Source organism: Nocardia sp. NPDC004151 (assembly GCF_042874235.1).
GTDB lineage: Bacteria > Actinomycetota > Actinomycetes > Mycobacteriales > Mycobacteriaceae > Nocardia.
Genome location: NZ_JBIAMR010000006.1, coordinates 116,012 through 130,647 on the forward strand (window position 1 = coordinate 116,012; position 14,636 = coordinate 130,647).

14 protein-coding genes are annotated in these 14,636 nt (G+C 70.4%); 10 read left to right on the forward strand and 4 right to left on the reverse strand.

Annotated features, from left to right (window positions below; genetic code table 11):
• Positions 1–38: 38 nt before the first annotated feature.
• Positions 39–2,570 carry a DUF6049 family protein gene (locus ACFYTS_RS15990; RefSeq protein WP_387304809.1) on the reverse strand — a complete coding sequence of 844 codons (2,532 nt, stop codon included), beginning with the start codon at positions 2,568–2,570 and terminating at the stop codon, positions 39–41.
• Complete coding sequence (locus tag ACFYTS_RS15995; RefSeq protein WP_357088536.1) at positions 2,567–3,121, reverse strand: NUDIX hydrolase; 555 nt, start codon at positions 3,119–3,121, stop codon at positions 2,567–2,569. The genes ACFYTS_RS15990 and ACFYTS_RS15995 overlap by 4 nt, the downstream gene beginning before the upstream one ends.
• 173 nt (positions 3,122–3,294) lie before the next feature.
• Here ACFYTS_RS15995 and ACFYTS_RS16000 point away from each other — a divergent pair, with 173 nt between their 5' ends.
• Positions 3,295–4,758, forward strand: coding sequence for a CCA tRNA nucleotidyltransferase (locus tag ACFYTS_RS16000; protein ID WP_387304813.1), 1,464 nt, complete (start codon positions 3,295–3,297; stop codon positions 4,756–4,758).
• A gap of 27 nt (positions 4,759–4,785) precedes the next feature.
• Here ACFYTS_RS16000 and ACFYTS_RS16005 read toward each other — a convergent pair whose 3' ends face one another.
• Positions 4,786–5,613 carry a hypothetical protein gene (locus ACFYTS_RS16005; protein ID WP_357274876.1) on the reverse strand — a complete coding sequence of 276 codons (828 nt, stop codon included), beginning with the start codon at positions 5,611–5,613 and terminating at the stop codon, positions 4,786–4,788.
• A 140-nt stretch (positions 5,614–5,753) separates the two neighbouring features.
• On the opposite strand from ACFYTS_RS16005, the gene ACFYTS_RS16010 reads away from it, so the two are divergent.
• The 9 genes from ACFYTS_RS16010 to ACFYTS_RS16050 all read left to right on the forward strand — a co-directional run bounded on the left by ACFYTS_RS16010 (position 5,754) and on the right by ACFYTS_RS16050 (position 12,952).
• Positions 5,754–6,182, forward strand: a complete 429-nt coding sequence (locus ACFYTS_RS16010; protein ID WP_387304816.1) for a molybdopterin-binding protein — start codon at positions 5,754–5,756, stop codon at positions 6,180–6,182.
• Positions 6,155–6,946 carry a molybdate ABC transporter substrate-binding protein gene (gene modA / locus ACFYTS_RS16015; RefSeq protein ID WP_387305151.1) on the forward strand — a complete coding sequence of 264 codons (792 nt, stop codon included), beginning with the start codon at positions 6,155–6,157 and terminating at the stop codon, positions 6,944–6,946. Before ACFYTS_RS16010 ends, modA begins: the two co-directional genes overlap by 28 nt.
• Positions 6,946–7,713, forward strand: coding sequence for an ABC transporter permease (locus ACFYTS_RS16020; RefSeq protein ID WP_387304819.1), 768 nt, complete (start codon positions 6,946–6,948; stop codon positions 7,711–7,713). Before modA ends, ACFYTS_RS16020 begins: the two co-directional genes overlap by 1 nt.
• Before the next feature lie 5 nt (positions 7,714–7,718).
• A complete protein-coding gene (locus ACFYTS_RS16025; protein WP_387304822.1) occupies positions 7,719–8,150 on the forward strand; it encodes a DUF885 family protein in 432 nt (143 codons plus the stop codon).
• A gap of 1 nt (position 8,151) precedes the next feature.
• Positions 8,152–9,336: a DUF885 domain-containing protein gene (locus ACFYTS_RS16030; RefSeq protein WP_387304824.1), complete on the forward strand. Its 1,185-nt coding sequence runs from the start codon at positions 8,152–8,154 to the stop codon at positions 9,334–9,336.
• Positions 9,333–10,451 carry an ATP-binding cassette domain-containing protein gene (locus ACFYTS_RS16035; protein WP_357274867.1) on the forward strand — a complete coding sequence of 373 codons (1,119 nt, stop codon included), beginning with the start codon at positions 9,333–9,335 and terminating at the stop codon, positions 10,449–10,451. Before ACFYTS_RS16030 ends, ACFYTS_RS16035 begins: the two co-directional genes overlap by 4 nt.
• Positions 10,452–10,578: 127 nt before the next feature.
• Complete coding sequence (locus ACFYTS_RS16040) at positions 10,579–11,331, forward strand: LamB/YcsF family protein (RefSeq protein WP_379102943.1); 753 nt, start codon at positions 10,579–10,581, stop codon at positions 11,329–11,331.
• A 16-nt stretch (positions 11,332–11,347) separates the two neighbouring features.
• The gene (locus tag ACFYTS_RS16045; RefSeq protein ID WP_387304826.1) at positions 11,348–12,085 is read left to right on the forward strand and encodes an allophanate hydrolase subunit 1; all 738 of its coding nucleotides are present in this window, start codon (positions 11,348–11,350) and stop codon (positions 12,083–12,085) included.
• 3 nt (positions 12,086–12,088) lie between these two features.
• The gene (locus ACFYTS_RS16050; RefSeq protein WP_357274861.1) at positions 12,089–12,952 is read left to right on the forward strand and encodes a biotin-dependent carboxyltransferase family protein; all 864 of its coding nucleotides are present in this window, start codon (positions 12,089–12,091) and stop codon (positions 12,950–12,952) included.
• Positions 12,953–12,979: 27 nt separating this feature from the next.
• Here ACFYTS_RS16050 and ACFYTS_RS16055 read toward each other — a convergent pair whose 3' ends face one another.
• Entirely contained in the window at positions 12,980–14,623 is a 1,644-nt protein-coding gene (locus ACFYTS_RS16055) for a DUF4185 domain-containing protein (RefSeq protein ID WP_387304829.1), read from the reverse strand.
• Positions 14,624–14,636: the final 13 nt, after the last annotated feature.

Below are 14,636 nucleotides of genomic sequence, written 5' to 3' on the forward strand. Positions count from 1 at the left end.
CTCCGGTCGGCCGGATGAGCGTGGTCCGCCGTACTCGCTCACCGTGCCTCCTGTCGTTTCATGTCCCGCTTGCGCCCGCGGCCGTCCTGCTCGGGACCGTGGGCGGCGCCGGCGTCGAACCCCTCCTCGTCGGCCGGATCGGACTGTCCGCGGAAGCGGTGCCAGAGCCGGCGACCGACCAGCAGGAGCAGAAGTGCACAGGCGCTCGCCGTAATTATTGCCAACACCTGACCGTAGGCGTTGGACCGCACCGATACCGAGACCGCATTGCCGAGCGGCACGCCGTCCGGCGTGCTGAGTCCGATGGGAATGGTCAGGTTTCGACTGTCGGAGACCTCGGTCGGGATCTGGAAAGACCGGTTTCCCTTGGCGGGCAGCTGCTGTTCGCCGATATCGGTGATATTCGTCTCGGCTGGTGCGTTGATCTTGAACCGCACCCGGATGGCCACCGGCAGGTCGTTGCGGGCGACCAGGAGCAGCGGGCTCTGTTCGGAGGCGAGCGTGTAGACGCCGCCGGGCGGCAGCACGGTCACCGATCCGAACAGGTTGTTCATGGTCTTGGTGGTCTGGTCCAGCCGCCGCTGGGCATTGGTGTCGGCGGCGGCGCCCCCGGACCGGCGGTCGGTCAGCGACAGCACCCGGATCAGGTCATCGCGCAGCGGGGTGAGGAAGGCGCGCGGGCTGAGCTCCTGCTGTGGCACGTCCACCAGCGCGCTCATCAGTTCGGTGATGCGCTGGCCCTGCTGGTGCACGGGTTCGGCGTAGTGCGCCGGGACCGCGTCGTCGGCGGCCTGCTCCAGATAGTCGAGCGTGTAGGGCTGCGGATCGGGCTGTTGTGCAAGCAGTTCGGTGAGCGGTCGCGGGGTGGCGAGGTTGTTGCGCAGCTGCAGGTCCAGCAGGGCGAGGACCGAGGAGGCCTCGTCCCGGTTGGCCCCCCACTGTTGCGGCGGTACCAGCAGCGCGGAGCGCGGGCGGCCGGGCTGCGGGTTGAGCGCGGTCCACGCGACGGCCCCGAGCGCGTCCTGCAACCGGGCGGCGCGGGAGTCGACGGTGACGTCGTAGCGGGCCTTGTCCGGGGTGAAGGGCGGGGTGGGCGGGTTGGATCCGATGGCGGCGAGCGCGGTGGCGGCCCAGATGTCGAAGGTGGCGGCACGCGGGGCGGCGGGTGCGGGCTGCGTGGTGGTGCCGGTGGCGGGCGGCGGGCTGACATCGGCCAGGGTGACCATGTCCGGGGTGCCGGGTTCGGGTGCGCCGCCGGGCGTCGCGGGCGGGGTCTTGGCGGTGAGCAGGTTGGAGCGGCCGTCGGCCGGTGCGACCGCGTTGTCGGCGAGCACGGTGGTGGTGAAGCCGTGGTGCGCGAAGAGCGCGGCGCCCTCGTTGTCGACGGTGCCCGCGTCCGGAATGGCCACGCCGCGCACCGATTTCACGCCGAGTACGGAGTCGACGAGGTCGGCGGGCGCGTTGAGCGCGCGGTCGGCGAGCGTGACGTCCCCGGCCGCGGCCAGCGCGTTCGGGTCGACCTGCGCGAACGGCAGGGCGGTCACGCACATTCCCGGCGCGAGCGTGCGCAGTCGTTCCAGCCACGCCTTGGCGGCCCGGCCGCCGCTACCGGACCGGGTGGATCCTTCGGGGTCGGAGGGGCTGGCCAGCACCCGGTAGTCCCTGGTCATGTCGGACACGGTGATGAGCAGGTCCGGGTCGACGGCCAGGCAGACCGCGTTGATCAGGCTGCGGTCGCGGGCGCTGTCGGGTTTGACGATGCTCTCCAGGGCCGAGAGCAGCTGGTCGAGCCGTCCGCCCTGGGCCAGTGAGGCGGCGAGGTCGTCATCGGTGAGCAGGGCTTGCGCGTCGGGTGCTCCGGGCTGCCCGGCGACCAGCCGGGGCCGGTCGGCCAGCGGCCACAGCAGGGTGGTGGCGACCGGCGGAGTGTCGACGACGGACGGGGCGGGTTGCCCGGGCGCGTGTTTGGGGTCGGCGCCGCCGGGCACGCCGAGCACGGGCAGCAGGAAGCGGGCATCGTCGAGGCGGGCCTGGCCGCCGTAGGCGGGTTGCCCGTTCACATTGAGCAGCAGCGGGTAGACACCGGGCGCGTCGATATTGAGCGACGAGATGCCGTCGGGCAGCTCGGTTCCGGAGTGCAGGGCGACGGTGACGCTGAACTGCTTGCGCTGTCCGGCGGTCAATCGGTCTGCGACGTCCTGGAATTCACCGGTGACGTCGTAACTGGCCTGGTCCAGGCGCAAAGTGGTGCGCAACGCGCTGGGGTTGGTGACGGCCGCGCCGCGCTGGATGCGGACGCTGACGTCGTCGACCGGCCGGTCGCCGATATTGGTCACGGTGCCCGACACCACGAAGTAGGGGTCGCTGCCGGCCGTGATGGCGGTCGGCGTCACCGAATCCAGTGACAGTTTCAGGAATTTGGGTCCACTGTTCTGTCCGCTACCGCTGCCGGTGGGTTCGGCGGCGGCAATGGGCGTGCCGATTCCCGGGCCGATTCCCAGTGAGGTGAGCACCGCCAGCATTACCGCGACGAGTGACAGCAGCGTGCGCCGCGATCCCGCACGCGTCATTGTCTGCCGTTCTCCATCCGGTCGATCAGCCGGTTGGCGACCTCGGCCAGCCTGCGTTCGTCAGCGTAGGCGAGCCGGGAGTCTAGTTCGCTCAAGGGAACCCAGGCCACCTTGGTGACTTCGACGTCGGCGTCGGAGAGTTCACCGCCGAGTGAACGCATCAGGTAATGGTGCACGGTCTTGTGTACCCGCCGGCCCTCGGTGACGAACCAGTAGTCGATGCTGCCGAGTTCGGCGACCACGGTGCCGTGGATGCCGGTCTCCTCCTGGACTTCCCGGATGGCGGTCTGCTCGGAGGTCTCGCCTTCTTCGATGTGTCCCTTGGGCAGGGACCAGAGCAGGCGTCCGCGCCGGTCGGTGCGCCCGATGAGGGCGGCGCAGCGCTTCTCGCTGGGGCCGTCGAGACCGTCCACCACGAGTCCGCCCGCGGAGGTCTCGCGGACGGTGCGCATGCGCGGTTTCGCCGCGCCGGTAGCTTTCGCCGCATTACCGGCCGAACCACGCCGCCGGGGCTGGCGGCGTCGACTGTTCGCACGATCGGCCGGGGACACTGCGTCAGTCTATAGGGGAGGGCGGCTCTGCCCGCCCCAGCGCGGTGGCTCCTATATATACGGAGCTCTCATAGCAGGTAGACACCGGTCGTGACACGGCACGCCGGATGCCCGCACCGGGTCGCGGGACACTATTCGGGGATTGCGCCCACGTGCGACTAAGCTGCGTCTTCGTGGTTTCGCCGAAGTCCGAGGATGTAGCTGTCGAGGATCGCCGTACTCGCTTGCTGGCGGCGGCCGCGATAACCCTCGGCAGGCTCTCCGATGTTCTGACTCCTCTCGGCGAACTGTTCGCCGCGCACGGCCATCAGCTGTATCTGGTCGGCGGCAGCGTCCGCGACGCGGTGCTCGGCCGTCTCGGCACCGATCTGGATTTCACCACCGACGCCCACCCCGAAGTGGTGCAGGAGTTGATGCGCGGCTGGGCCGACAATCTGTGGGACACCGGCGGCCTGGCCTTCGGCACGGTGAGCGCGGCCAAGGACGGCCAGCAACTGGAGATCACCACGTTCCGCAGCGACGCCTACGATCGGGTCTCCCGCAATCCGGAGGTCACTTTCGGCGACACCCTCGAGGGTGATCTGGTGCGCCGGGACTTCACGGTGAACGCCATGGCGGTGCGGATCGGCGCGCTGGGCGAGCTGGAGTTCGTGGACCCACTGGGCGGTGTCGAGGCGCTGCTGGCCGGTGTCCTGGATACGCCTGCGCTGCCGCAGGATTCGTTCGCCGACGACCCGCTGCGCATGCTGCGCGCCGCGCGTTTCGTCTCGCAGCTGGGTTTCGAGCTGGCCCCGCGGGTGCGGGCGGCGATCGTGGAGATGGCTACCGAGATCGACCGCATCACCGCGGAGCGGGTGCGCACCGAGCTGGACAAGCTGATCGGCGGCGAGTACCCGACCGACGGCATCGACATCATGGTCGAGACCGGTCTGGCCGAGCGGGTGCTGCCCGAGGTTCCGGCCATGCAGCTGGAGATCGACGAGCACCACCAGCACAAGGACGTCTATCAGCATTCGCTGACCGTGCTGCGCCAGGCCATCGACCAGGAGGACGGCGATCCGGACCTGGTGTTGCGCTGGGCCGCCCTGCTGCACGACATCGGCAAGCCGCCGACCAAGCGCAATGAGCCCGGCGGCGGCGTCAGCTTCCACCATCACGAGGTGGTGGGCGCGAAGATGGTGCGAAAGCGCTTGCGCGCCTTGAAGTATCCCAAGCAGTTCACCGAGGATGTGGCGCGGCTGGTGTACCTGCACCTGCGTTTCCACGGCTACGGCAAGGGCCAGTGGACCGATTCGGCGGTGCGCCGCTACGTGACCGACGGCGGTGATCTGCTTCCCCGCCTGCACAAGCTGGTTCGCGCCGACTGCACCACCCGCAACAAGCGCCGGGCCGCGGCGCTGCGCTCGACCTATGACGGGCTGGAGACGCGCATCGCGGCGCTGGCCGAGCAGGAGGATCTGGCGCGGGTGCGGCCGGATCTGGACGGCAACGCGATCATGGAGCTGCTGGATCTGAAGCCGGGCCCGGATGTCGGCAAGGCGTGGCGCTTCCTGAAGGAACTGCGCCTGGACCGCGGCCCGATGACTCGTGATGAAGCCGAAGCGGCCCTGCTCGAATGGTGGCCGACGCAGAAGTAGCGTCTGGCCTGGCGGTAAGGCGTTGCGTCAGAAGATGATCAGCGTCGTCCCCGCGACGATGGCCGATCGGATCTGCGCGAGATCGAACGAGCCGGTGATGCCCGGCAGGTCGATGCGGAAGAACACGTGCTCGCCGACCAGTTCGGCCCGGCTGATCCGAGCCTGACTGGGCAGCCCGGTCAGCGGGATCGGGTTGAGCGTGGTGAATCGTTTGGGCGCGCGGACTTTTCGCCAGTGTGCGCGGTGCACGGTGATCGACAGGACATTGTCGATGACCTCGGCCGAGGCCAGCGCCCGGATCCGGCGCCGCCGGTGCCGGGCCAGGATGAGCCCGTCGTCGGCGGGTTCCAGTTCCCAGTCGGGCTGCCAGCTGTTGATCCATTCCAGCAGTGCGGCAAGGGTTATCACGCCGGTGAGGTCGAGCTGTGAGGTGCGGACCTTGGTGGGGACGCCGGGGATGAGCCGCAGTCCGTGGGCGATGACGGTCAGTTCCTCGATCGGGTGGGTGTTCCAGAGCAGTCCGGTGAGCACGGTCTTGGCCTGGAAGTGCGCGCCGCGCCGCCGCACCTTGAGCGTGTGCAGGGTGGCTCGCATATCGCTGCCGAGCAGGGTGGCGCTGACCTCCTGGCCGCCGAACTGACTGAGGATGCCTTCGGACAGCAGGGTCATGAGGACGTCGGGCATCAGCGCGGTGACGGTTCCGGACCCGAAGTCGGCGGCCGGTTCGAGCCAGGCGCTGGTGAAGCTCGTCCACTGCTCCACCCAGACCTGGTCGAACAAGCGTTTTCCGAGGTCCATGCCCAGGTCCACCGCGCGCAGGGGTGACCAGGCCTTCGGATCGAAATACGTGGCCATGATTGCTTCGAGCGTACTGGCCGCCGGTGGCGACGCCAGCGGCGCGAAAGTGAACAGGAACACTCCGAGAACTCTTGTCATCCGTACTTGCGGATGTATCCGATTGATATCTCCGTAGTTGCGGATATATCCTGCCTGCTATGCCCGAAATACGGATTCGTGACGCCGCGCAGCTGCTCGGCGTCAGCGACGACACGGTGCGCCGCTGGATCGACGGCGGCGTGTTGTCCGGCCGCAAGGACGAGTCCGGTCGCCTGGTGGTGGACGGCGGGGAGCTCGCGGAATTGGCCGTCGAGCAGGCCCGCACGCCGCAGACCCGGATGGGTAGCGCCAGTTCGGCGCGCAATCGGTTTCCGGGACTGGTCACCAGAGTGGTGGCCGATACCGTGATGGCACAGGTGGAGATGCAATGCGGACCGTTCACAGTGGTGTCGTTGATGAGCAGCGAGTCGGTGCGCGAGCTGGGGCTGCAGCCCGGCAGCGTGGCGTGGGCGAGCGTCAAGGCGACCACCGTCGTGGTGGAGACGGCGACCACCGCGACATTCAAGGAAGCCGGTGGCGCGGCCTAGGTTTCAAGTCCGGCGCGGCCCTCTCCGCGACCGCCGTCCTCGGCGCGGGCCTGCTCGCGGGGTGCGGGTCCTCGTCGGACAGCACCGAGACCAAGACCGTCACCGTGTTCGCGGCCGCGTCCCTGAAGCAGGTGTTCACCCAGCTGGGCACCCAGTACGAGTCCGCACACCCGGGGACGAAGGTGACGTTCTCCTTCGCCGGTTCCTCGGATCTGGTGGCGCAGTTGAATCAAGGCGCGCCCGCCGACGTCTTCGCCTCCGCGGACCAGAACAATATGGACAAGGCGGTGAAGGGCGGCAGGATCACCGACAAGCCGCAGACTTTCGCCACCAATGTGCTGACCATCGTGACGCCGCCCGGTAATCCGGCGCATGTCAATTCGCTGGCCGACCTGTCGCACGCGGGTCTGCGGCTGGTGGTGTGCGCGCCGCAGGTGCCGTGCGGTTCGGCCACCAAGAAGGTGACCGCCGATGCCGGAGTGGCGATTTCGCCGGTGAGCGAGGAGTCCTCGGTGACCGACGTGCTGGCCAAGGTGACCTCGGGTCAGGCCGACGCCGGGCTGGTCTACGTCACCGACGCGGCGGGCGCGGGCGCCAAGGTCACCACCGTGAACTTCCCCGAATCCGCCAAGGCCGTGAACACCTATCCGATCGTGACGGTGGCGGATTCCAAGAACGCGGCCGCGGCGAAGGACTTCGTCACCCTGGTCACCGGACCGGACGGTCGGAAGGCGTTGCAGCAGGCCGGTTTCGGGCAGCCGTGATGCGTCCCCCGGTCTGGTTGCTGCTGCCGGCCGCCATCGGCTTCGTGCTGGTGGCCGGTCCGCTGGTGGCTCTGACCGGGGCTGTGGACTGGTCGCATTTCTTCGGCCTGATCACCTCGGAGTCCTCGCGGGTGGCGCTGGAGCTGAGCCTGCGCACCTCGCTGGCCGCCGCCGTATTGTGCGTCCTGCTGGGCGTGCCCATGGCGGCGGTGCTGGCCCGGGTCCGGTGGCGGGTGATGCCGGTGCTGCGCGCACTGGTGTTGCTGCCCTTGGTCTTACCGCCGGTGGTGGGTGGTCTGGCGCTGCTGTATCTGTTCGGACGGCATGGCCTTCTGGGCCGCGAGCTGGAGTCGCTCGGCATCCGCATCGCGTTCAGCACGACGGCGGTGGTGCTGGCGCAGACGTTCGTCGCGCTGCCGTTCCTGGTGATCACACTGGAGGGCGCGATGCGCACCGCGGGCGACCGGTACGAGCGGATCGCGGCGACCCTGGGCGCGCGGCCGTCGGTGGTGTGGTGGCGGGTGACCTTGCCGCTGCTGCGCCCGGCCCTGGTGTCGGGGACGGTGCTGGCGTTCGCGCGGGCGCTGGGTGAGTTCGGCGCGACCCTCACCTTCGCGGGCAGTCTGCAGGGCCGGACCCGCACCCTGCCGTTGGAGATCTATCTGCAACGTGAGTCCGATCCGGATGCCGCGGTGGCGCTTTCGCTGCTGCTGGTGCTGGTCGCCGCGGTGATCGTGCTGGTCGCGTACCGGCGGACGCTAGCGTGACCACCATGTCGCCGATCTTCGCCTCCCGTGCCGAGCGCATCGTCGATGCGCTGCTGACCGCCGATCCGCACCTGGCCGCCGAGGTCGGTGATCATCGCGCCGATGACCGGTTGCCGGATCTGTCGCCGGGTGCGGTGGTCGAGCGGGTCGCCCTGCTGCGCGACGCCTCGCACACGCTGGCCGAGGTGGATCCCGACGATCTCGCGCCGGAGGACGGCGTCGATCTGGCGTTGCTGCAGCAGCGGGTCGACGGCCTGCTCTTCGAGCTCACCGAGATCCGTGAACACGAGTGGAATCCGCTGGTGCACAATCCCGGTCCGCTCCTGCATCACCTGATCGCCCGCCCGTTCGCTCCCGCCGAGGTGCGGCTGGAGGCGCTGCGCGCCCGGCTCACCGCGCTCCCGGACGCACTGGCCACGGCGCGCGGTGCTCGGTGACATGCCGGGCGTCCATGTCGGGACCGCGATCGGCCAGTTCGACGGAGTGGCCGCGCTGGTGCGCGACCAGGTGCCGGCGCTGGCCGCCGAGGCGCCCGGGTTCGCCATCGAGCCCGCCGTCACTGGCGCGGTGTCGGCGCTGAGGGAGTTCACCTCCTGGCTGGGCGGTCGCCTCGACGGCGCGGAGCGTGACCCGCGCCTGGGCCGTCGCCTGTGGGAGGCCAGGCTCTGGCACACCCTCGACACCGAACTGGGCTCGCGGGAGATCCTGGACCGCGCCCACCGTCATCTGGAGCGGCTGACCGGCGAAATCCGTTCGGCGGCGGGCGAACTGCTCGGCGTCGCGAACCCCGACGACGACACCGTGCGCCGCGCGCTGGAGCGGGTGTCGGCCCAGCACCCGTCGAACGACACGGTGGTGGCCGTGGCCACCGACGCGCTCGCCGAGGCCACCGCCTTCGTCCGCGAGCACGACCTGGTGTCGCTGGTCGAGGACCCGCTGGTGATCCAGGAGATGCCGGAATTCGCGCGCGGGGTGGCCGTGGCCTACTGCGATTCGGTGGGTCCGCTCGAGACCGCCGAGCTCCCCACCTTCTTCGCCATCGCCCCGACCCCGGAGGACTGGTCGCCGGAGCGGGCGAGGTCGTTCTATCGCGAATACAACGACCACATGATGCGCAATCTGACCGTGCACGAGGCCATGCCCGGTCACTATCTCCAGTTGGCGCGAGCCCGCCGCTTCCGCGGGTCGACCGCGGTCCGCGCGTTGTGCTCGAGCGGGACGTTCATCGAGGGCTGGGCCGTCTACACCGAGAAACTCATGGCCGACACCGGTTTCGGCGGGCTCCCGGTCCGGTTGCAGCAGTTGAAGTCCCACCTCCGCATGACCATCAACGCCATCCTGGACCAGTCGGTGCACTGCGACGCCATGACCGAGTCCGAGGCCATGGGCTTGATGCTCGACCGCGGCTTCCAGGAGGAGGGCGAGGCCGCCGGTAAATGGCGTCGCACCCTGCTCACCTCCACTCAGCTCTCCACCTATTTCGTCGGCTACACCGAGGTGGCCGCGCTGGCCGCCGTGCGCCCCGCCGCGACTCGCCTGCGGGACTGGCACGACGCGATGCTCGCGCACGGGTCCCCCGCGCCCCGCCACCTGGGCACGCTGCTGGGAGAGCTGACGCCGTGACCGGGCTCGAGGTGTCCGCCCGGCTGCACGAGCGGGATGTCCAGGTGGCCGTTCAGGTTCCGGCCGGTGCGGTGCTGGCGGTCCTCGGCCCGAATGGCGCCGGCAAGTCGAGTCTGCTGGATGTGGTCGCGGGCCTGGCCGTTCCGGACGAGGGATATGTCCGGCTCGACGGGCGTGCGCTGACCGATACCTCGAAAGGTCTTGCGGTGCCGCCGCATCAGCGGGGTGTATCCCTGCTGGCGCAGGATGCCCTGCTGTTCCCGCATCTGTCGGTGGAGGCGAATGTCGCGTTCGGCCCCCGGAGCCGCGGCATGCGCGGCAAGGCCGCGGTGGCGCTCGCGCGGGAGTGGTTGCGGGCGGTCGAGGCGGAGGACTTGGCGAACCGTTCGCCCGCTTCCCTGTCGGGCGGCCAGGCACAGCGGGTGGCCCTGGCCCGGGCACTGGCCGTGCATCCGCGGGTGCTGCTGCTCGACGAACCCATGGCGGCATTGGATGTGACCGCGGCCCCGGCCATGCGGGCGTTGGTGCGCAAGGTGCTGCGCCCGCACGGCGAGGACGCCGCCTTCGCCGATGCGCGTCCCACGGCCACGATTCTGGTCACCCACGACATCATCGACGCGGTCACCCTGGCGGATCGGGTCGTCGTGATCGAGTCCGGCCGGGTCATCGAATCCGGTTCCGTCACCGAGGTTCTCGCGCGTCCGCGCAGCCGTTTCGCGGCCCGGATCGCCGGGGTGAACCTGATTCTCGGTACGGCGGTGCCCGGTGACAGTGCGGGGCTGGGCGCCGTGACGGACGGCGGCGCCGAGGTTTTCGGCCGGGCCCAGGAGGAGTGGACCCCCGGTGGCGACGCCGCGGCGGTGTTCTCGCCCGCCGCGGTGGCCGTGCATCGGGACCATCCGGAGGGCAGTCCCCGCAATGTGTTCCGGGTGACGGTGTCCGAGCTGGAGGATCGCGGCGGGATCGTGCGGGTACGCGCGATGGACGGCCCGGGGGCGACCGCGGGCCTGGCGGCCGACCTGACTCCGGCCGCCGTGGCCCGGCTGGGCGTGGCCCCCGGTATGGAGGTGTATTTCGCGGTGAAGGCGACCGAAGTGGACGTCTACGCGTATTGACGCGGGGAGCGCCGCCGGAACCGGCCGCACGTCGCTGTGATCCATGACACAGTTTCTGTCGTGACATTCTTGTCGCCGGATGCGGGCGCGCCCACAATCGGATCACGACGACAGCGGGAGGACGCGGATGACGCTGGATCTGAACAGCGACCTCGGCGAGGGTTTCGGCGACTGGGCCATGGGCGATGACGCCGCCATGCTTGACGTGGTCACCAGCGCGAACATCGCCTGCGGCTTCCATGCGGGTGATCCGGCCATCATGCGCCGCACCTGCGCCCTGGCCGTGGAGAAGGGTGTCCGGATCGGCGCGCACGTGGGCCATCGCGATCTGGCCGGGTTCGGCCGGCGCGCCATCGCCGTCACCCCGGCCGACCTGCGGGACGAGACGCTGTATCAGATCGGCGCGCTGGCGGGCTTCGCCGTCGCTGCCGGAGACCGGGTTCGCTACGTGAAACCCCATGGCGCGCTGTATCACCAGGCGGCCGCCGACCGGGCGCTGGCCGACGCGATCGTCGCGGCGCTGCGTGACTTCGACACCGCTCTGGCCCTGCTGGGTCCGGCGGGCACGGAACTCGAGCACGCGGCCGCGGCCGCCGGAACCCCGTTCGTCGGTGAGGGTTTCGCCGATCGCGCCTACACGCCGGAGGGTCTGCTCGCCCCGCGCGGGCTGCCCGGCGCGGTGCTCGGCGCGGACGCGGCGGTGGCCCAGGCGCTGTCGATCGCCCGGGACGGCAAGGCGGCGGCCGTGGACGGCGGCACGGTGGCGGTGACGGCGGCCAGCATCTGCGTGCACGGCGACACTCCGGCGGCGGTCGAGATGGCCCGCCGGATCCGCGCGGCGCTCGACGAATCCGGCACGCCCGTGCGGGCTTTCACCTGACCGGGGATGGTGCGCCATGACCGAACCCCCACAGATCGACGCCGCCGGCGAGGTGCGGGCGGCGGGTGACCGTGCGCTGCTGGTGATTCCACCGCTGCACGCCTGGGTCGCCGAGCTGGTGTCCGCGCTGGAGCCGCGGCCGCGCGGCGTGCTGGATGTTCTGCCCGCCGCCGAAACCGTGCTGGTGACTCTGGATTCGCCGCGGTCGCTGGAGCCGGTGCGAAAGCGGTTGCTGACCTTGCTGAACCGGCTCGACGCGGCGGCCCGGGTCGGTGCCGGTGATCGGCGGTCACCGGCGCGGCCTTCCGCTCTCGACGGCTGGAGTCGTGAGGATGTCGTGGGCGATCGTGGTGAGCGGGCCGCGCCACGCGAACCGGTCGTGATCCCCGTCCGCTACGACGGCGAGGATCTACCCGAGGTCGCGCGCCTGCTCGGCTTGTCCGAGGCCGAGGTCGTCGCCCAGCACACCGGGACCGTATGGCGTTGCGCCTTCGTGGGTTTCGCACCCGGTTTCGGCTATCTGGAATCACCCGACGCCCGGCTGACCGTGCCGCGGCGCGCCCAATCGCGGACCGCGATCCCGGCGGGCGCGGTGGCCCTGGCGGGCGGCTATTCGGCCGTCTACCCGCGCCGCAGCCCGGGCGGGTGGCGGTTGATCGGCACCACCGATTCATCGATGTGGGATGTGGACCGGGATCCGCCCGCCCTCGTACGCGCGGGGACGCGGGTCCGGTTCGTCGACGCGGGGAGGTAGGCCATGAGCGCATTGCGGGTCGATCGGGTGGGGCCGCTGGCTACCATTCAGGATCTGGGCCGTCCGGGCTGGTTCGACTCGGGGGTGGGCGCGGCCGGGGCCGCGGACCGGGCCTCGCTACGGCTGGCGAACCGACTGGTCGGCAACTCCGAGGGCGCCGCCGGCATCGAAGTGCTGCTGGGCGGGCTGGAACTACTGGCCCAGCGGCATGTCACGGTGGCGGTGACCGGCGCGTCGGCCCCCGTCACCGTCGACGACCGCCCGATGGGCACGGCCAGCGTGCTGGAAATCGAGGAGGGCCAACGGCTTCGGCTGGGGCTCGCCGCCACCGGCCTGCGCAGCTATGTGGCGGTGCGCGGCGGGATCGAGGTCTCGCCGGTGCTGGGTTCCCGCAGCCGCGACACCCTCTCCGGGATCGGCCCCGAACCGCTGCGCCCGGGTGACCTGCTGCCGGTGGGCCCGCCGCCGCGCGCGCTGCCGATCGTGGATGTCGCACCCGTTCCGGCGCTGGGCAACGACCTGCTCACGGTGCGCGCGGTGCCCGGCCCGCGCGCCGACTGGTTCACCGATGCCGCAGCGCTTTTCGCGGGCGAGTGGACGGTGTCCCCGGACACCGACCGGATCGGCGCACGGCTGGACCGGCGGCGCGGCCCCGCGTTGCAGCGCAGCGTCGCCGGTGAATTGCCCACGGAGGGTATGGCCTTGGGTTCGGTGCAGGTGCCGCCCAGCGGTCAGCCCGTGGTCTTCCTCGCGGATCACCCGATCACCGGGGGCTACCCGGTGATCGCGGTGGTGGTGGACGCCGACGTGGACACGGTGGCGCAGGCCAGACCGGGGCAGCCGCTGCGCTTCCGCCGCATCGAGTGACAGCGCGGCCGCACGGATTCCACTGCGTTACTTCAGCTTCGCGTGCATGAGGTACACGTTGTAGCTGTTCCACGCCGACATGGTGAAGTACAGATCGTTCCCACTCGACCAGGGATGGATGAATCCGCCGTAGGTGGTGGGATATTCGCGGGTGTCGACCAGCGTCACCGGATCGGTCCACGTCCCTTGCGGTTCGGCGGCGGTGCGCAGCACCAGCGCCCCCCGGTCGAGGTCCAGGTACAGCATCTGCCACCGCCGCGTCGACGCGTCGTACCGCACCGACACCTCCCCCGCGGTCCCGGAAACCACGGGCGTGGCGAGCAATTCGTCGGGCCCGAACGCGGGCACCCAGGTGTTGCCGATCCAGTACTGGTACGCCGACTTGTTGAGCACCTGATCGCTGGGCACCCGGGCCAGCGCGATGGTGCCGAACCGGCCGTTGGGCGTGCCGAACATGTACGCGTACCCGTCGTGCGGGGTCATCGCCATGACCTGGAACCGCCCGAGTCCGAAAACGTTGTCCCAGCGCGCCCATTCGGATTTGGTCCAGGTGTCGCCGCCGTCGTCGGACCAGGCCAGCCCGCCCAGAGTGGTCCACCACATGCCGGGCTCGAGGCGGCTCCACCGCGCCACCGACATGTAGGTCAGATACTGCCGGCCGTGCAGCGCGAATCCTGAGGTGGGGATGGTGGTGATCTCGAAGTTGTCGACCTTGCGGCTGGCCAGGACTTCGGCGGCGTGGCAGCGGCTGTCCTGGGCGAAGGTGTCCAGCACCAGACCTTTGGACAGGTCGCGCTCGGTGCTGAAGGCGATGGCGTTGCTGCGCCAGTCCTGGTCCCCGTTGCCCGCCCCGACCGGCTCCCAGCCCTCACCGAAGGTGTCGCCGAACACGACGGCGATCCGTCCGGGCTCGGTTTCCCACATCAGGCCGAGGTCCGTGCCGTCGACCGACCAGCGCATGTCGGTGCGGTTGCTGGAGCCGTGCCCGGTCACCTGGTTCACCAGCTCCAGCTCGTCGAGTGCGACGGGGGCGACGGGCGCGGCGACCGGCGCGGGCGCCAGGGACGGCACGGCCGGCGCGGGCCGCGACTGTGGTTCGGGGGGTTCCCCGCCGGGGATCGGGATCGGGATGGTCTCGGGAACCTGATCGATCTGGAGCCGAGGCAACGGGATTCCGTCCGATCCGCTGTTGGCCGGCGGCGGGGGCGCGGGTTCGGGCTCCGGCTCGGTGGCGGGCGGCTCGTCGGTGGCGTCCTCGTCGTCGCCCGGTTCGGCGGGCTCGGTCTCGGGCGGGAGGTTCTCGGGCCGTGGGCTCTGGTCGGTGCGAATGTCCGGGCACGGGTTGGCGCACGGGTCCTCGGGCAGTGGCGCCGGGTCGATGCGGGTGTTGTTCTGCCGGGGTCCGGGGATCGGGACCGGCGTGAACTTCGGGACCGGGAGCTGGATGTGGATGGTGGTGTCCACGGGCGGGGGTGGCGGCGGCGGGAGGTCCGGATCCGGTTCCCGGGCCAGCGGATCGAATCCCGTTTCGCCGCAGGCGTTCAGCGGCGGCGGCGCCCAGGGCGCCAGGGCGTTCGCGGTGGCGGGCACGCCGGGCAGCACCATGACCCCGGCCATCGCCAGGCTGGAGAGCGCCAGTGCCGCAGGTGCTTCGGAGCGCCGCGCAGTCATTGAATCCACGGTA